The organism is Gluconobacter sp. P1C6_b (assembly GCF_018811945.1).
GTDB lineage: Bacteria > Pseudomonadota > Alphaproteobacteria > Acetobacterales > Acetobacteraceae > Gluconobacter.
Genome location: NZ_JACRVU010000009.1, coordinates 84,261 through 100,119, shown reverse-complemented (window position 1 = coordinate 100,119; position 15,859 = coordinate 84,261). Strand labels below are relative to the sequence as shown.

The following is a 15,859-nucleotide window of genomic DNA, read 5'->3' as shown; positions in this document are numbered from 1 at the left end:
ATCTGTATTCAACGAGCGGATAACAGAACAATGATTGATAACGGCTTCACGGCACAGGTAATTCACTGTTACCCCGGTGCGTATGGTATGGTATTTACAGAGTTCAGCCATCCCCGGATGGAGGCTGCACTTGAGGAATGGGCGGCATCTGGCATGACGCCGCAGGCCATCAAGTCGGCGTTGTATCGGGAGATTCTGGGCGCTCGGTCGGCGTCAGGGGTTCACATTGAGGTAGAACCGGAGCCGTCCATGGGCGGACACACCGTGACGGCATTTATCGTCAACGACCACAAGCCGCGCCGTCACATGACGCCGGACGAGAAGAGAGAAATCGCAGAATGGCACCGGGCGGGCTTCAAATGCGGGGAAATCGCGGAAGCGGTCGGTCGGCAGTATAGCACGGTTGATAAATACCTACGGCGTGCTGGACTGACGGGGAGAGCCGGGGCTTAGTGCCCCAGCCCGAAGAAGGCGGCACTAGGCCGCCTTCTCTCGCGCTTTTCTCTCTGCCCGCCGCCGCCTGAGTTCGGCAGCTTGGTCTAGCGGGGTCGGGTTATAGTACGTCTCCGTCAGGACACGGAGCGTCTTGTGTCCTGTCAGTTTGGCAAGCTCCATCGCCCCCGCATGGTCTTTCGCCAGTTCAGTAATCGCGATGTGTCGCAGGTCATGGAACCTGACCGATTTCGTCAGCCCCGCCCCACGCGCACGCTTCACGGCGGCGGCAAACGCATTGCTTAACATGCTCTCAGTGAAGCCGCCGTCTTCACCCCGTTTCTCTGGGTCGCCGAACAGCCAATCATCAGGGCGGTGCGGGAGAACCTTCACGGCGTCAGAAATAACGCCCTCGGCCTCTTCTGTCAGTGGCACGTCACGAGCACGGACCACACCGCCGCGACTGTTCTTTGTCTTCGGGAGGTGAATGTGCGTCTTGTAGATGTGTGACCTTTGTATGCGCCGGATTTCCCCGGCGCGCATTGCTGTCTCAATCGCAATCAGGACGCAATGAATCAGGTAATCCGGCCCCTCACGGCACGCCGCAAGGAGAGCCACTGCATCACTTGCGGGGAGTGTGACGTGTCGCGGCGGAGGCGGTGGCGGCAGAGAGACCAAGAGGCAGGGATTCGGGATATCGAGATGGAGCCGGGACCGGCAGTTTCTGAACGCAGCAGACAGGACAGCAACACAGTTCCGGATGGTCGAGGCACCGGACCCGGCGCGCAGTCGCTCGTCAATAAACGCCTGAATCTGGTCCGGCATGATGGACGACATAGGATATTGCAGCCAGTCCCCTCCCCGGCCCTTTACTCCACCGTGCCATTCACGCCACGTCTTCAGGCGCGACCGCTCTTTGTCGCCCCCCTCTTTGTGCGGGAGGACGTGCTCTTCATAGTAATCAAGTCCCCTTGCGAGCGTGAACGACCTGAGCCGCTGCCCGTCATCCCACGTCCCGGCGTTGATGCGCTGCCTTGCATCTTCACGAGCAGCAACGGCTGCTTCGAGCGTGTCCTTGACGCCATTTGCGTAAACACCACGCGCGCGGACGCGCCACTGATACTGTAGCGGCCCGCGATAAGTGATTCCCTTTGGGAGGCTCTGTGCCATTCCTTGTGCCAGTCTCTCAGTCGATAACTGACCAGCCTTGGCACAAATTGGCACAGAAATTAAGAGGCATTTCCTGCCCCTTATTCTGTGGACCCCCTGAAAGTCGCAGTTTTCTGCGGTTTTCAGATGGTGGAGAGAGTTGGATTCGAACCAACGTAGGCGTACGCCAGCGGATTTACAGTCCGCCCCCTTTAGCCACTCGGGCACCTCTCCGGGTCGGCGGTTGGGATATGGCGGATTGACGGCTATGTCAATCGCCTGTTGTCGATTATATGCTTTTTTATGGCCAGAAGATCTCCCTCCCGTTCCGCCCCCGATCGTATCACGGATCGCTCCGCTCCTCCCGCCGGCACTGCCGATCACAGCTCTTCCCAGTCTGGTGGTCGCACCAGAGAACGGGGTGGCCGTTCCGGTCGTGGCCATGCCGCCAGTTCCGGCCCCGGCTACTGGATTTACGGACATCATGCCGTACAGGCCGCGCTCGCCAATCCCGAGCGCGTCATCCATGACTTTCTGGCCACGCGCGAGGCTGCAGCCTCATTCGAAAAGGCATCCCGCAAACCGCAGATCGTGGATCGTGAGCGCCTCGACCGGCTGTGTGAGCGCGATGCCGTCCATCAGGGTGTCTGCCTGCGGGTCGAACCGCTGGAGACGCTGGCCATTCCTGATATCGTCGAGCGCAAGGGCCCGGTTCTGGTGCTGGATCAGGTGACGGATCCGCGCAATATCGGCGCGATCCTCCGGTCGGCCGCAGCGTTCGGAGCCGCTGCCCTTCTCGTGCAGGACCGCAACGCCCCGCAGGAAAGCGGTGCGATGGCGAAGGCTGCGTCGGGCGCGCTTGATGTCGTACCCATCCTGCGCGAGGTCAATCTTTCCCGCGCGCTTCAGGCGCTTCAGGCCGAGGATTTCTGGGTTGTCGGGCTGGATGCCGGTGGCACGCGTCTGGATGGCAAGAGCTTTGCCGGGCGTCGCGTGGCCCTTGTACTCGGGGCAGAAGGCGCCGGGCTGCGTCGGCTGACGCGCGAGACCTGTGACGAAATCGCCAGCGTCTACATGCCCGGCGACATGGAGAGCCTGAACGTCTCCAATGCGGCGGCCGTGGCGCTTTACGAACTGGTTCGCCCGGTCTGAGAAACACGGCCTGAACAGCTTTCCGGGAGCAGGACATGCTCCCGGAAAGCTGACGGTCAGTCGGGGCCGGATGTGGCGGACGGGTAGTCCGTGTATCCTTCCGGACCCTGACTGTACCAGGTTTTCATATCATCAGGTTGCAGGGCGATGCCGCGGGCGAAGCGCTCCGGCAGGTCGGGGTTCGAGATGAACTTGCGGCCAAAGGCAATCGCATCAGCATGGCCTTCCGCCAGGGCTTTCTGCGCGGCCTCGAACGTATAGTCCTGATTGAGCACCAGCGGGCGCGTGAACACCTTGCGGATCTGCGGGGACAGTTTGGGCTGGTCCGTCTTGCCGAACGTACCATTCGGGCCCGGTTCGCGCAGTTCGAGCCAGGCCACACCCAGATCCTGAAGCAGCTTTGCGGCCGGGACGAAAACCGTCTCCGGCGCACTGTCGATGCAGCCCTGCGTATCGCCGTTGGGGGACAGACGCACGCCTGTGCGTTCGGCTCCGATGGCGGCGATCACGCGCTCAGTGACTTCTTTCAGGAAGCGGATGCGGTTTTCGGGGACGCCGCCGTATTCATCCGTCCTGTGATTCGTGCCGTTTCGCAGGAACTCGTCGATAAGATAACCATTGGCGGCATGGATCTGAACGCCGTCGAAACCGGCGCGGATCGCATTGCGGGCGGCGTTCTCGTAATCGTTCAGAATGCGGCTGATATCCGTGGCATCGATTGCCCGGGCCTGCTCGAACGGCTTCTTGCCTTCATAGGTATGAACCTCGCCGGGGGCCGTGGTCGCGGAGGACGAGACGGGCTGCGTTCCGGTCACGGACGAGTGGACCATGCGGCCCATGTGCCAGAGCTGGCAGACGATCTTTCCGCCCTTTGCATGCACACCGGCCACGATCGGCTTCCAGGCCTCGACCTGTGCATCGGACCAGATTCCCGGTGCGAACGGCCAGCCCAGACCTTCGCGGGAGATACCCGTGGCTTCCGTGATGATCATCCCCGCACTGGCGCGCTGGGCGTAGTATTCCGCCATGATGGGGGTCGGAACGGCCTCCTTGTCGGCACGTCCACGCGTCAGCGGGGACATCACGATCCGGTTTTTCGCGTGAATGGGACCGAAATCAATGGGATCGAACAGGGTTGGCATCACTTGTCTCCTCTGGACAGGCCCTCATATTGTTCGGCAAAATTCGAACAAGGCAAGCATTTTGTTTGATACGAGTCGAACAAAGCAGGTGTTGCGATAAAATCTCAGGAAAGGGATAAGACCCCCATGGCTGCCTACGACCATCCTGCGCCCGCGACGTTCGAACTGACTTTGGTGCTGCGAGCCCTGGCCGATCCCGCACGTCTGGAGATCGTGCGACATCTGGCGCGGGTCGGGGAAGCGAACTGCGCCACGCTGATCGGGACGCGGCCCAAATCCAGCATGTCGCATCACTTTCAGGTTCTGCGGGACAGCGGAATCCTGCGGACACGCATCGAGGGCGTCCAGCATCGCAATTCCCTGCGCCGCGAAGAACTCGACACGCGGTTCCCCGGGCTTCTGACGGCTGTCCTCAACGTCCCCTGAAAGACGACGCAGAGGCCGGATTTCAGTTCCGGCGCCAGATCTGTTCGTGGATGCAGGTTGCGAAAATCAGCCAGACGAAGAAGGGCACCTGCATCGCGGCCGCCTTGCAGTCCACCTTGTGCGCTGTGCGGATCGAGGCACCAGACGTCATGATCAGGCCAATGCAGATGGCAAGCCCCGTCCCGAGCTGGCGCTTGCGGAACACGAAGAACGGAAATCCGGCCACGCCCGCAACGCACAGCGCCCACAGAACAAGCGCCGCTGTCCGGCAACAGGACTTTTCCGCCCGCAGCAATCGATAGCCCGACCAGGCCAGCAGCCCGTCAAGCAGCGTCCAGATCACGGCATAGGCTGGACCGGGCGGATTGAAATGCGGCTTGTTCAGATGCTCATACCAGCGGCGGGTGGACTGATCGTCGGCCGGGCTGATTTCCCGTGCAGCGTACTGAACTCCGAAAACCGTGCCGGCCGCCACGACCGCATCAATCAGACGTCCCATAATCCCTGATCCTTCATAAATCCTGCTGCCTTAACGCGGCAGCAGGGCTCACGGTTCAGCGAGCATCCCGGTCAGGTCACGGCGTGGACGGTGCAGGCGTTCCGAAATCGAGCTCGGCGGCGATCTTCCCGGCTTCCGGATTCCACAGCAGAACCCGGTCACTTCCCGCCCCGCTCAGCGTCACGGCCATCAGACCATCCGGGCGGGACGTGACCGCCGTGATATGCTCGCCCGCACCCAGCGGCAGCGCCAGACGGGAAAAGCCGCCCTCAGCCAGCGGTACGGTCGCCGTGACGCTCGGACGGGGATGCAGAAAACGGTAGGCAATCACGCCGATCAGCCCGAAGACGGCCGCAATGATCAGCACGCCCATCAAAATCACGGCGGCCAGAAGCGCTTTTGGTGTCTGCGACTCGCTGTTCGCCATTTCCTCGGCTACACCCTGTGTCATGTCTGATCCTGTTTCCCCATTCCGTCTTGTTGTCGATGCGTCTACGGCTGGCCAGAGGGCCGACCGGGCGCTGGCGGACGCCATCGGCACGGTTTCCCGCTCCCGGGTCAAGGCCCTGATTGAAAGCGGCAATCTTTCCGTCAATGGAAAGACGGTCTGCGAGCCTGCGGAAACGCTGCGCGACGGCATGGAAATGGTGCTCACCTTCCCCGCCCCCACCCCTGCCCGACCGGTCGCCGAACAGATCCCGCTCAGTATCCTGTACGAAGATGACGACCTGATCGTACTCGACAAGCAGGCCGGGCTCGTCACCCACCCTGCCCCGGGCAACGAGACCGGCACGCTGGTCAACGCCTTGCTCGGGCATTGCGGGGAAGGATTCGAGGGCATTGGCGGCGAGAAACGTCCGGGAATTGTGCATCGTCTGGACAAGGATACGTCCGGCCTGATGGTCGTGGCCAAGACGGCGATGGTGCATAACGCGCTGTCCGAAGCCTTTGCCGCACGCGATATCGACCGCGCCTACCTGGCGCTTGCCTGGGGGCTGCTTCCCACCGAGGGCGAGTTCGACGGCAATATCGGCCGCGACAAGCGGGACCGCAAACGCATGGCCGTTGTTGGAAGTGGCGGCAAGGTCGCGCTGACACGCTTCAAACTGATCGAACCTTTTCAGGCCGCCGTCTCCCTGATCGAATGTCGCCTCGCCACTGGACGGACCCATCAGATCCGTGTTCACCTTTCGAACGCAGGCCACCCCCTGCTCGGAGACCCGGTCTATCTGCGCCGGATTCCCGCAGCAGCGCGCGGTCTGTCGCAGGATGCGAAGGAAGCGGCCCTTGATTTCCCCCGTCAGGCGCTCCATGCGACCCGACTCGGATTCATCCATCCGCGGACCAAAAAGCAGCTTTCCTTCGAAACTGCGCCCCCTGAAGACTTCCAGACCTTGAAAAAGCGACTGATCGGCTAAACCTTCAAAGGCCATTGACTTTTTTGGCTGAGCCTGTCATAAACAGCTCATCCGACGAGCTGACGCGCCGCCGGAATGGATCGTACCACCAGAGGTCGCCCAGTCCGGGGGCTGACGGTCGGGGACGTGAAAGTCCTTCCCAATGCGTCACCTGGGTCAGACGGAACTATCCCGTCGCCGGTCCGTATGAGTCTCCATCTCATCCGGATGCGGGTTAAGCCCCGGGCGAAAGGAGTCGAAGATCATGGCATCCCCAGCCGTCATTTCAGTGGGTCCCGAAAACAACCTGACCCGCTACCTTCAGGAAATCCGCAAGTTCCCGCTGCTGACGCCGCAGGAAGAGCTCGATCTCTCCCGGCGCTGGCGCAAGGATGAGGACACGAGCGCGGCACACCGCCTCGTCACCTCCCATCTGCGTCTCGTGGCAAAGATCGCCATGGGCTACCGTGGCTATGGCCTGCCGGTGAACGAACTCATCAGCGAGGGCAATATCGGCATGATGCAGGCCGTGCGCCGGTTCGATCCGGAGCGTGGCTTCCGCCTTGCCACTTACGCCATGTGGTGGATCCGCGCCGCCATGCAGGAATACATTCTGCACAGCTGGTCGCTGGTGAAGATGGGCACAACCGCCGCACAAAAGAAGCTGTTCTTCAACCTGCGTCGCCTCAAGGGGCAGATGCAGGCCATTGATGACGGCGATCTGAAGCCGGAACAGGTCAATTCCATTGCAACGACGCTCGGCGTGCCGGAGCAGGACGTGGTTTCGATGAACCAGCGTCTGGCCGCGCCCGACCACAGCCTCAATGCGCCGCTGCGCATCGACGGTGAAGGCGAGTGGCAGGACTGGCTCGTGGATGATCACGAGAATCAGGAACAGACCTACGCGGCATCCGAAGAGTTCACGGGTCGCAAGGCTCTGCTGGATCAGGCCATGATGACGCTGAACGAGCGTGAGCGTCATATCCTGAGCGAGCGTCGCCTGAAGGAAGAGCCTTCCACGCTGGAAGAGCTGTCCCATCATTACAACGTCTCGCGGGAGCGTATCCGCCAGATCGAGGCCCGTGCGATGGAGAAGCTTCAGAAGGCCATGGCCGCCGAAGTCGAGCATCGCCGCCGCGAAAACGGGCTTCAGGCCTGAGGAAACATCTTTTTACGAAAAACCCCGCCGGAGCCGTGCTCCAGCGGGGTTTTTTAGTGTTGGAAAACCAGTCACGCTCCACTTCAGGCCGCGGAACCCGGGGGGGGCAGAAGCCGTGGTTCTGGCTCCCGTCAGCATTGAACCGGTCGGAATAAGCGGATTGCGATTCAGTTTTGGAGGGAGACAGCAGCATCCCCTCCGGCCGACCGCTCAGGACAGGCTCTCCTGTCGATGGCGGAGCGGGTGGTCATAGGCCTGACAGACGGCAAGACCACAGCGCATAAAAAAGCCGGGGAAGTCACCTTCCCCGGCTTTTGTTTTATTCGAGCCCCAGATCATGGCCCGCGGAGCGAAGCACCTCAATCCCCGGCAGGATCTTGCCTTCCAACCATTCGAGGAAAGCCCCGCCTGCCGTTGAGACATAGGTCATCTCGCTCGCGACGCCTGCATGACGCAGGGCCGAAACCGTGTCACCGCCCCCGGCGATCGTCTTGAGCTTGCCTTCTTCCGTAAGCTGCGCGGCATACTGCGCAACTTCAACCGTCGCCTTGTCGAACGGTGCGATCTCGAACGCACCGAGCGGGCCGTTCCAGACCAGCGTCTTGAGCGTATCCAGACGGTCGCGGATCAGCTCGACCGTACGCGGACCGGCATCCAGAATCATGGCATCGTCCGGGACTTCACCGATCAGGCAGGTCTCAGTCGGGACATTGGCCTTGAACTCGCGCGCCACAACCGCATCGACCGGCAGGATGATCTCGCAGCCCTTTTCCTGTGCGAGATGGGCGATCTTGCGCGCCGTCTCGTGCATGTCGGCTTCCTGCAGGGACTTGCCCACATTCATGCCTTCAGCCGCCAGGAAGGTGTTGGCCATCGCGCCTGTGATGAACAGCGTGTCCACCTTCTCGATAACATTCCCGATCAGGTCGAGCTTCGTCGAGATCTTGGAGCCACCGATGATCGCACCGACGGGACGCTCCGGATTTTCCAGAGCGGCGGACAGGGCGCTCAGTTCGGCCTGCATCAGACGTCCGGCGAAGGACGGCAGATCGTGGGCCACGCCTTCGGTCGAGGCATGGGCGCGATGCGCGGCCGAGAATGCGTCATTGACGAAGATGTCGCCGTTCTGCGCCAGAGCCTTGGCGAACTCCGGGTCATTGGCCTCTTCACCCGCATGAAAGCGCGTGTTTTCGAGGACGATGATATCGCCGTCGGCCATGGCGCCCACAGCGGCTTCCACGGTCGGGCCGACACATTCGGCCACGAAGCCGACCGGCTGACCGAGGATCTGACCGAGCTTCAGCGCGATCGGACGCAGGGACATGGCCGGGACGACCTGACCCTTGGGGCGGTCGAAATGGCTGAACACCACGACGCGCGCGCCCTTGTCGGCCAGTTCGCGGATGGTGGGGGCAACCCGCTGCAGACGGGTGTCATCGGTGATGATGCCGTCATGCATCGGAACATTAAGGTCGGCGCGGACCAGCACGCGCTTGCCGCGTGCGTCCACACCATCAAGGGTGCGGAAGGCCATCACTCAGAGGCTCCCGAACAGGGCGGCCGTGTCGGCCATGCGGTTGGAGAAGCCCCACTCGTTGTCGTACCAGGAGCAGACCCGCACCATCTTGCCACCATCGACGAGGACCGTCTGCGTCGCGTCAAAAATCGAGGATGCCTTGTCATGATTGAAGTCGGAGCTGACAAGCGGCGCCGTGTTGTATTCGAGGATACCCTTCAGGGAGCCTTCGAGCGAAGCGGCACGGATGGCTTCGTTAACGGCTTCGGCTGAGGCCGGGGTGCGCGTCGGCACGAAGTCCAGCGAGACGACCGAAACATTCGGCGTCGGAACGCGGATGGAGGTTCCGTCCAGCTTGCCCTTCAGGTGCGGCAGGACCAGACCGACGGCCTTGGCAGCGCCCGTGGAGGTCGGGATCATGTTCAGGGCGGCGGCGCGGGCGCGGCGCGGATCCTTGTGCAGGGTATCCACCGTGCGCTGGTCGCCCGTGTAGGAATGGATCGTGACCATATAGCCACATTCGATTCCGAAGGCCTTGTCCAGAACCGACGCCACGGGAGCGAGGCAGTTCGTGGTGCAGGACGCGTTGGAGATGATCTTCATGTCCGGCGTCAGGACGTCGTTGTTCACGCCGTAAACGATCGTCGCATCGACATCCGTGGCCGGAGCGGAGATGACGACGCGCTTGGCACCGGCTTCCAGCAGGGCAGACGCCTTCTCGCGGGACGTGAACAGGCCCGTGCACTCCATCGCCACATCGACGCCCTGGAATGGGACCTGTGCCGGGTTGCGCTCGGCGGACACCTTGATCGGACCATAAGTGCGGCCATTGGCTTCGATGATCAGGCTGCTGCCTTCGGCGCGGACAGTTCCCGGAAGGCGGCCATGCGTGCTGTCATAGGCCAGCAGGTGTGCGTTGGCCTCGACCGAACCCAGATCGTTGATGGCGACAACTTCGACATCCGTACGTCCGCTTTCGATGATGCCACGCAGCACCAGCCGTCCGATCCGTCCGAAACCGTTGATCGCGATTTTTACAGCCATGACCTGCCCTACTCCGTTCCTTGAAAACTCGGGCATCTTCCATAGCACCGCCACAGCGGAGCAACAGGGGGCATCAACAGTTTTTCATGAAGTTGACTCTATAATCTTGCTCAAAGCCTCCGTTCCTGCGACGGTTCCGCGCGATATGGCATCTTTTGTCCGACATTTCCGTTCGCCGCGGGGTCCTGTGCCCCGGTCCGCCCTCCTGATGGGAGGGCTGCTGCTGGCCGCGCCCCTGCTCTCGGGGTGCAAGCTGCTGGACCAGCGCACGTTCAACCCGAATGCGGGCAAGCCCCCTCATCCCTATATTCCGCCCGCGCCGCCTGCGCCGCCGCCGCATGCCCCGTTCCTGGCGATCGCAGGCGGGACGCCGGAATCCGAATACGGTCCCGTCGTGGAACGCGCCGCAAAGGCCGCCCTGTCGCGCAAGGCGAACGTGCTCTTCGTCGTGCAGGCCTTTGCCCCGCCGCAACCCACGCCCGACGCCCAGGCACAGGCCCTGACGGACGTGACCAATCATCTGGCGGCGGTCGTGGCGTCCCATCTTGAGAAGGCTGGTGCGCAGCCCATCCAGATCGAAATGCACGCCATCACCGATCCGTCGACCACCAAACCGTCCGTCCGCGTCGACGTGCGCTGATCCCCGACGAGGTGTGCAGCAGTCCTTTTCGGACTGCTGCCACCGGATCAGGACCATTTCGGTTTCAAATTGACGTATTCCTGTTCTAGGCGTTACGGTTTTCCGGATCACGATGAAACGGAGCCCGAAGCTATGTCCAGAACAGAGGCTCTGTTTGCCCTGACCGGAGTTGCAGGCGTCATCAGCGGCGCTGCGGGATACAGGACCGGGGCCGAACTGACGCTGGGTATCCTGTGTGCCGGTTTCGTGCTGCCACAGGGTCACAGGGATGGTCGCCTCGGTCTGTGCATGTTTCTTGGCGCCATGACCGTCGCCGCTCTGCGGATGACCGGAACACTCCGGGAAACATCTGTTCCTTAAAGCAGGCGGGTCAGAAGCAGCCCCAGCACCACGCCAATCGCGAGCAGGATCAGCCCGTTGCGCAGACGTATTCCGATCGGCGTCCGTTCAGGCACGACAGTCTGCGTCACGCTGTCCCGGAGGGCCGCCATTTCTTCCTGCTGGGCCCGGGCTTCTTCCTGTTCCTGCCAGACCTTGCCACTCATGCGCCTGATGTAATGCCCGGCATCGGCGGGCGTTGTTGCGGCATGGTCCACGACGCGCTCGGCCAGGGTCCGGTTTGCCGTATGGCCCAGCCCCAGAACGCGATGCGCGGGACAGACGGCCAGAGCCTCCAGCACCAGTGGGTTTTCGAACACCACGAAATCGGACACGTCCCCGCCCCCGCGGATCAGGACGATGATGTCTTCCCGGCAGGTGCGGATCGCCTCCGCCAGACGGCCGGGATCGCTCATGGCCGTCGGCAGGCTTCGTACACGTTCCGGGCGGCAGGCGCCGCCGAGGGCCTGAAGAAAATCCTCCGCCACCAATGCGCTGGACGCTGCAGAATGGATCAGAAGAAGCCGCGCGTCAGGCCGTGTGGGATAGGGATGAAACGCGCAGGGCAGTCCGCGCAGGACATCCAGAACGGAACGCTCCACACGCTCGACCTTCTGTCGGCCGGGATCGTGGAGTTCCACGGCCACGACCTCGAAGCGCAGGACGACCTGCCCGCGATACTGCCGGGCGCGCAGCATGCCGGTGACATGGACATGATCGCCGGGGCCGACTTCCGCCCGCGCCAGAATGGATTTCTGCACTTCGAGAGCGAGGGTGGTTCCGAACTGCGGATCGGTCAGGGGAAGCTGGTAATATTTGGGATAGGCATTGGGCGCGGCATCGCCGAGCTGTCCCGCCACGACCAGCGGAAAGCCCCATTCATCGAAAGCGGCGCAGATCTCGTCCAGCCGGGCAGAAAACAGATCCTGCACCTGAATCGGAGAGAGTACTGTCAGTGTTGTTATATCTCCCGCCGCGGAAGATGAGCGGGAGCGTCTCGGAAAAGCGTCCATCCGTTACCATATGGAGAAAGAACAAATGTTCTTACAGAGGGCTGACGCCCTCTCACGCGATTTTTTGCCTGTTTTTCAGAAGGTTGTGGGCTGGTGAGCCGATTTGATCCCGAAGAGCTGTTTGAACGCCTTGCCCGCTCCCGGTTCCGAACCCGCTTTCATCTGGACGATCAGGCACGACTCTATCTCGAAAGCCGGGGCCTTGATGCCGTCATGGAGCATGGTGCGGCCTTCATCGCCGAACGTCTGGCTCCGGCTCATCCGCCCCGCGATGGCAAGCAGACGCCCATGCGTGGCCATCCGGTCTTTATCGCGCAGCACGCCACCGGAGCGTGCTGCCGGAGTTGCCTATCCAAATGGTACGGCATGGCACCCGGAAAAGCGCTGACGGCGGAGCAGCAGGCGCAGATCCTGCTTGTGCTGCGAAGCTGGATCGAGCGGGATTTCGGACGCCGCGTACCCGAAAGCCCCGCGCAGGGGGCTCTTTTCTAAAGCCTCAGTCTGGCTGACGGCGCGGCACAAACCGCTCCGCCACAAAGATCAGCAGGAGTGCAAACGCACCGAGAATGATCTGCGAGCGCGTTTCGGGCTGGATCAGCATGGCGATCAGCGTGCATCCGATCAGCACCAAAGCCGCATAAGCCTTCCAGGGAGATTCCGGCACGAGTTTCAGGCGGCCCGCCACGATCATGGTGTTGTTGAACACCATGAATCCACCCGTCAGACTGACCAGCAGGCCGAAAATCAGCGTCGGCGAGAGCACGGCCACGGCGGCGACCAGAATGGACGCCAGCGCACTGACCAGAATGGCGCGGCGGGGAAGTTTCGTGGATGCATCCACCGTCAGGAACAGGCCCGGCGCGGAGCCGGATTCCGCTAGTTCGTACAGGATGCGGGACGTCACATAGATCCCGGAATTGAGGCTGGAGAGCGCCGCCGTCATCACCACGATCGCCAGCGCCACATCCGCGAACGGCACATGCAGGCGATGCAACACCAGCAGGAACGGGGAATAGCCCGACACGACATCGCTCCACGGCACCAGACACAGCACGAGCGCGATGGAGACGAGATAGAACCCGCCGATCCGCAGCGCGATGGAGCGCGTGGCGCGGACGATGTTCTGCTCGGTATTGTCCGATTCAACGGCCGCGACGGTGGAAATCTCGCTACCGCCCATCGAGAACAGGATGGTCGGGATCACGGCCAGAAGCGCCAGCCAGCCATGCGGGAGCAGGCCCCCGTGCGCAAACAGGTTGTCATGAACGGGAATGGGACGGCTCAGCAGCGCCCAGACGCCAATCCCGATGAAGGAGACGATTGCCAGAACCTTGATGGCGGAGAACCAGTATTCGAACTCGCCATAACCTTTGACAGACATGAGGTTCACGCCGGTCATCAGCGCCATGATGAGGATTTCAAGCACGGCATAAGGCAGCGGGATATAGGGCGCGAGCATCGTCGCCACGGCAATGACTTCCACCGCAATCGCGATGATCCAGGTCAGCCAGTACGCCCAGCCAGCCACGAAAGCGGCCCGATTGCCGAGCGCATACTGGATCTGCCGCAGGAACGACGCGCGTCCCGGTACCTTAAGCGCCAGATCGCGCATCATCAGATTGACCAGGAACACCAGCGTTCCGGCAAGCGCATAGGACAGCAGCACCGCAGGACCGCCCAGCGAGAGTGCCGCGGACGCCCCAATGAAATATCCCGCCCCGATCACCCCTCCCAGAGCGATCATGACGACATGGCGCGTACGCAGACTGTGGGCAAGCTGGTCGGGCTGGCTCATGGACAAGGGGCTTCCTGCTGTGGACGGGAGAGGCTTCAGAAGAAGGACGCTTCAGACCGGAAGGTCCCTGTTGTCCGCCAGGGTTTCCATGGTCATGTACGAGGTGATGGCATCAAGCTCCACCTTGCTGATGATCTGCTGATAGACACGATCGAAATCGTTCATGTCGCAGGCCACCACCTTCAGAAGATAATCGTATTCACCCGCGATCCGATAAAAATCAACTATGTTCGGTATCGAACCGACCACCTGGCGGAATGTCTCGAACCATTCGCGCGAATGATGGCGTGTGCGCATCAGTACGAAGACCGTCAGGGTCAGGCCCAGTGCGGCTGCGTTGAGCCGCACTGTGTCGTGGGCGATCACCCCATCCTCGCGCAGGGCGTTCAGCCGCCGCCAGCAGGCATTCTGCGACAGGCCCACCTTCTCGGCGAGTTCACGCTGGGAGGGGGTGCCCTGCTTTTGCAGGATTCTCAGGATCGCCCTGTCCGTCTGATCGAGTTTTCTGGCCATATCGCTTTATATGACCACAAAAAGGATTTTTCATACTCAAAAAAGGAGCGGTTTTTACTCTTTCCATCGGTCTATCGTCCTTTCAGCACGCAGGACTATTACGGACGGGGAAAACATCGCGCCATGGAAACGATCGGCAATCTCGACAACAGCACTGCCATTCTCGAACAGTTCGAACAGACGCTGCGCAATAACGGGCTTGCCGCGCTTGCCAGGGGTGTGATCGGAGATGGCGCGAAGTTCTCGACGCCGTTCGGCACGCAGTCCCTGCTCTATGCCGATTATGTCGCCTCAGGCCGCGCACTGAAGCAGATCGAGACGTTCATCATGGACGAAATCCTGCCGTTCTACGCCAACAGCCATACCGAAGCATCTTTCTGCGGCGCCTACATGACGCGCCTGCGCAACAGCGCCCGCGCCATGATCGCACAGTTCTGCCATGCCCCCTCCCCCGATTTCACGACCATTTTCATGGGCAATGGCGCCACGGCCGGGCTGAACCGTCTGGTTCACCTGCTGGAGATCCCGGCCCTGTGCGAAGCCGGAAAGCGTCCGACCGTTTTCATCGGCCCTTACGAGCATCACTCCAACATCCTGCCCTGGCGTGAGAGCGGTGCGGAAATCGTCGAAATCCCCGAGGCTGCGGAAGGTGGGCCGGCTCTGGGTGTTCTGGAACAGGCGCTGAAAGCCTGCCCGGCGGATCGGCTGAAGATCGGTTCCTTCTCGGCTGCCTCCAACGTGACGGGCATTCTGACGGATGTGAATGCGGTCACAGCCCTGCTGAAGAAACACGATGCGCTGTCCATCTGGGATTATGCCGGGGCTGGCCCGTACTGCCCGATCGACATGCAGCCGGGCACGCCGTTTGAAAAGGATGCGGTTGTCGTGTCCTGCCACAAGTTCATTGGTGGCCCGGCGGCATCGGGCGTGCTGATCGTGCGCAATGAGGCGATGCCCCGCACAACGCCTGTTCTTCCGGGCGGTGGCACGGTGCGTTTCGTCTCGCCCTGGAACCACGATTACACCGCGAACCTCGCCGCACGCGAGGAGAGCGGGACGCCGAACGTGATCGGAGATATCCGCGCGGCTCTGGCCTTCATCGTCAAGGACGTCATCGGGGCGACCTATATGGCGCAGCGCAATGCCGAACTGCGCGCGCGCGCCGTGAAGGCCTGGAGCGCCAATCCGGCCATTGAAATCCTCGGCCATCCGACAGCCGAGGCTCTTCCGATTTTCTCGTTCCGCATCCGCGATGTGAAGAATGGCGGCTTCATTCACCAGCAGCTTTTCACGCGCATGCTGTCGGACCGTTACGGCATTCAGGTCCGCGGCGGCTGTGCCTGCGCGGGGCCGTATGCGCATCGGCTTCTGGGGATTGATGAAGGTGAATCCGGCCTGATCCGCAGCGCCATTCTCTCGGGTCAGGAAATCGAAAAGCCCGGCTGGACGCGCCTGAATTTCAGTGTGCTGATGGATGACAGCAAGGTCGAGCGCATTCTGAGCGCCGTCAATGAACTCGCCAGCAATCCCTGCGAAACGGCAGCGCAGTATGACTGCGACATCACCACGGCTCGCTTTCGTCCGAAGGCTGCGGCCTGAAACAG

Annotated in this window: 18 protein-coding genes and 1 tRNA gene; 9 read left to right on the top strand and 10 right to left on the bottom strand. The window is 61.8% G+C overall.

Going from position 1 to position 15,859, the window contains the following annotated elements; genetic code table 11:
• The first annotated feature begins 30 nt into the window (after positions 1 to 30).
• On the top strand, positions 31 to 453 hold the full coding sequence (locus KP701_RS08530) for a helix-turn-helix domain-containing protein (protein WP_215746800.1): 423 nt from the start codon (positions 31 to 33) through the stop codon (positions 451 to 453).
• Positions 454 to 477: 24 nt separating this feature from the next.
• Here KP701_RS08530 and KP701_RS08525 read toward each other — a convergent pair whose 3' ends face one another.
• Together KP701_RS08525 and KP701_RS08520 are read right to left on the bottom strand one after the other, a co-directional pair.
• Positions 478 to 1,602 carry a site-specific integrase gene (locus tag KP701_RS08525; RefSeq protein ID WP_215746799.1) on the bottom strand — a complete coding sequence of 375 codons (1,125 nt, stop codon included), beginning with the start codon at positions 1,600 to 1,602 and terminating at the stop codon, positions 478 to 480.
• Between the two features lie 127 nt (positions 1,603 to 1,729).
• Positions 1,730 to 1,815 (bottom strand) — tRNA-Tyr (locus KP701_RS08520).
• A 69-nt stretch (positions 1,816 to 1,884) separates the two neighbouring features.
• Between KP701_RS08520 and rlmB the strand changes: the two genes are divergently transcribed.
• Positions 1,885 to 2,733: a 23S rRNA (guanosine(2251)-2'-O)-methyltransferase RlmB gene (gene rlmB / locus KP701_RS08515; RefSeq protein ID WP_215746798.1), complete on the top strand. Its 849-nt coding sequence runs from the start codon at positions 1,885 to 1,887 to the stop codon at positions 2,731 to 2,733.
• Between the two features lie 56 nt (positions 2,734 to 2,789).
• Here rlmB and KP701_RS08510 read toward each other — a convergent pair whose 3' ends face one another.
• A complete protein-coding gene (locus KP701_RS08510; protein WP_215746797.1) occupies positions 2,790 to 3,875 on the bottom strand; it encodes an alkene reductase in 1,086 nt (361 codons plus the stop codon).
• 126 nt (positions 3,876 to 4,001) lie between these two features.
• On the opposite strand from KP701_RS08510, the gene KP701_RS08505 reads away from it, so the two are divergent.
• Entirely contained in the window at positions 4,002 to 4,301 is a 300-nt protein-coding gene (locus KP701_RS08505; RefSeq protein ID WP_215746796.1) for a helix-turn-helix transcriptional regulator, read from the top strand.
• A gap of 22 nt (positions 4,302 to 4,323) precedes the next feature.
• On the opposite strand, the gene KP701_RS08500 is transcribed toward KP701_RS08505, so the two are convergent.
• Both KP701_RS08500 and KP701_RS08495 read right to left on the bottom strand, forming a co-directional pair.
• Complete coding sequence (locus KP701_RS08500; RefSeq protein WP_215746795.1) at positions 4,324 to 4,800, bottom strand: TspO/MBR family protein; 477 nt, start codon at positions 4,798 to 4,800, stop codon at positions 4,324 to 4,326.
• 76 nt (positions 4,801 to 4,876) lie between these two features.
• On the bottom strand, positions 4,877 to 5,251 hold the full coding sequence (locus tag KP701_RS08495) for a hypothetical protein (protein WP_052327438.1): 375 nt from the start codon (positions 5,249 to 5,251) through the stop codon (positions 4,877 to 4,879).
• Here KP701_RS08495 and KP701_RS08490 point away from each other — a divergent pair.
• Entirely contained in the window at positions 5,250 to 6,218 is a 969-nt protein-coding gene (locus tag KP701_RS08490; RefSeq protein WP_215746794.1) for an RluA family pseudouridine synthase, read from the top strand. The two genes, KP701_RS08495 and KP701_RS08490, sit on opposite strands and share 2 nt — an antisense overlap.
• 244 nt (positions 6,219 to 6,462) lie before the next feature.
• A complete protein-coding gene (gene rpoH, locus KP701_RS08485) occupies positions 6,463 to 7,356 on the top strand; it encodes an RNA polymerase sigma factor RpoH (protein WP_215746793.1) in 894 nt (297 codons plus the stop codon).
• A 319-nt stretch (positions 7,357 to 7,675) separates the two neighbouring features.
• Here rpoH and KP701_RS08480 read toward each other — a convergent pair whose 3' ends face one another.
• Positions 7,676 to 8,890 (bottom strand): phosphoglycerate kinase, encoded by a 1,215-nt coding sequence (locus tag KP701_RS08480; RefSeq protein ID WP_215746792.1) that lies wholly within the window; start codon positions 8,888 to 8,890, stop codon positions 7,676 to 7,678.
• Positions 8,891 to 8,893: 3 nt separating this feature from the next.
• Complete coding sequence (gene gap, locus KP701_RS08475) at positions 8,894 to 9,916, bottom strand: type I glyceraldehyde-3-phosphate dehydrogenase (RefSeq protein ID WP_215746791.1); 1,023 nt, start codon at positions 9,914 to 9,916, stop codon at positions 8,894 to 8,896.
• Positions 9,917 to 10,103: 187 nt separating this feature from the next.
• Here gap and KP701_RS08470 point away from each other — a divergent pair, with 187 nt between their 5' ends.
• Both KP701_RS08470 and KP701_RS08465 read left to right on the top strand, forming a co-directional pair.
• Positions 10,104 to 10,556 carry a hypothetical protein gene (locus KP701_RS08470; protein ID WP_371818928.1) on the top strand — a complete coding sequence of 151 codons (453 nt, stop codon included), beginning with the start codon at positions 10,104 to 10,106 and terminating at the stop codon, positions 10,554 to 10,556.
• A 132-nt stretch (positions 10,557 to 10,688) separates the two neighbouring features.
• Positions 10,689 to 10,916: a hypothetical protein gene (locus tag KP701_RS08465; RefSeq protein WP_215746789.1), complete on the top strand. Its 228-nt coding sequence runs from the start codon at positions 10,689 to 10,691 to the stop codon at positions 10,914 to 10,916.
• On the opposite strand, the gene KP701_RS08460 is transcribed toward KP701_RS08465, so the two are convergent.
• The gene (locus tag KP701_RS08460; RefSeq protein WP_371818927.1) at positions 10,913 to 11,866 is read right to left on the bottom strand and encodes an exodeoxyribonuclease VII large subunit; all 954 of its coding nucleotides are present in this window, start codon (positions 11,864 to 11,866) and stop codon (positions 10,913 to 10,915) included. The genes KP701_RS08465 and KP701_RS08460 overlap by 4 nt on opposite strands.
• A gap of 174 nt (positions 11,867 to 12,040) precedes the next feature.
• Between KP701_RS08460 and KP701_RS08455 the strand changes: the two genes are divergently transcribed.
• On the top strand, positions 12,041 to 12,439 hold the full coding sequence (locus KP701_RS08455) for a DUF4186 domain-containing protein (protein WP_215746787.1): 399 nt from the start codon (positions 12,041 to 12,043) through the stop codon (positions 12,437 to 12,439).
• Between the two features lie 4 nt (positions 12,440 to 12,443).
• Here KP701_RS08455 and KP701_RS08450 read toward each other — a convergent pair whose 3' ends face one another.
• Together KP701_RS08450 and KP701_RS08445 are read right to left on the bottom strand one after the other, a co-directional pair.
• Positions 12,444 to 13,742 (bottom strand): amino acid permease, encoded by a 1,299-nt coding sequence (locus tag KP701_RS08450; protein ID WP_215746786.1) that lies wholly within the window; start codon positions 13,740 to 13,742, stop codon positions 12,444 to 12,446.
• Between the two features lie 51 nt (positions 13,743 to 13,793).
• Positions 13,794 to 14,255 (bottom strand): Lrp/AsnC family transcriptional regulator, encoded by a 462-nt coding sequence (locus tag KP701_RS08445; RefSeq protein WP_215746785.1) that lies wholly within the window; start codon positions 14,253 to 14,255, stop codon positions 13,794 to 13,796.
• A gap of 123 nt (positions 14,256 to 14,378) precedes the next feature.
• On the opposite strand from KP701_RS08445, the gene KP701_RS08440 reads away from it, so the two are divergent.
• Positions 14,379 to 15,854, top strand: coding sequence for an aminotransferase class V-fold PLP-dependent enzyme (locus tag KP701_RS08440; protein WP_215746784.1), 1,476 nt, complete (start codon positions 14,379 to 14,381; stop codon positions 15,852 to 15,854).
• Positions 15,855 to 15,859: the final 5 nt, after the last annotated feature.

Bases quoted from the DNA above. Each gene is read 5' to 3' on its own strand.
- KP701_RS08530 (WP_215746800.1), top strand. From the start codon at position 31: ATGATTGATAACGGCTTCACGGCACAGGTAATTCACTGTTACCCCGGT.
- KP701_RS08525 (WP_215746799.1), bottom strand. From the start codon at position 1,602: ATGGCACAGAGCCTCCCAAAGGGAATCACTTATCGCGGGCCGCTACAG.
- rlmB (WP_215746798.1), top strand. From the start codon at position 1,885: ATGGCCAGAAGATCTCCCTCCCGTTCCGCCCCCGATCGTATCACGGAT.
- KP701_RS08510 (WP_215746797.1), bottom strand. From the start codon at position 3,875: ATGCCAACCCTGTTCGATCCCATTGATTTCGGTCCCATTCACGCGAAA.
- KP701_RS08505 (WP_215746796.1), top strand. From the start codon at position 4,002: ATGGCTGCCTACGACCATCCTGCGCCCGCGACGTTCGAACTGACTTTG.
- KP701_RS08500 (WP_215746795.1), bottom strand. From the start codon at position 4,800: ATGGGACGTCTGATTGATGCGGTCGTGGCGGCCGGCACGGTTTTCGGA.
- KP701_RS08490 (WP_215746794.1), top strand. From the start codon at position 5,250: ATGTCTGATCCTGTTTCCCCATTCCGTCTTGTTGTCGATGCGTCTACG.
- KP701_RS08495 (WP_052327438.1), bottom strand. From the start codon at position 5,251: ATGACACAGGGTGTAGCCGAGGAAATGGCGAACAGCGAGTCGCAGACA.
- rpoH (WP_215746793.1), top strand. From the start codon at position 6,463: ATGGCATCCCCAGCCGTCATTTCAGTGGGTCCCGAAAACAACCTGACC.
- KP701_RS08480 (WP_215746792.1), bottom strand. From the start codon at position 8,890: ATGGCCTTCCGCACCCTTGATGGTGTGGACGCACGCGGCAAGCGCGTG.
- gap (WP_215746791.1), bottom strand. From the start codon at position 9,916: ATGGCTGTAAAAATCGCGATCAACGGTTTCGGACGGATCGGACGGCTG.
- KP701_RS08465 (WP_215746789.1), top strand. From the start codon at position 10,689: ATGTCCAGAACAGAGGCTCTGTTTGCCCTGACCGGAGTTGCAGGCGTC.
- KP701_RS08450 (WP_215746786.1), bottom strand. From the start codon at position 13,742: ATGAGCCAGCCCGACCAGCTTGCCCACAGTCTGCGTACGCGCCATGTC.
- KP701_RS08445 (WP_215746785.1), bottom strand. From the start codon at position 14,255: ATGGCCAGAAAACTCGATCAGACGGACAGGGCGATCCTGAGAATCCTG.
- KP701_RS08440 (WP_215746784.1), top strand. From the start codon at position 14,379: ATGGAAACGATCGGCAATCTCGACAACAGCACTGCCATTCTCGAACAG.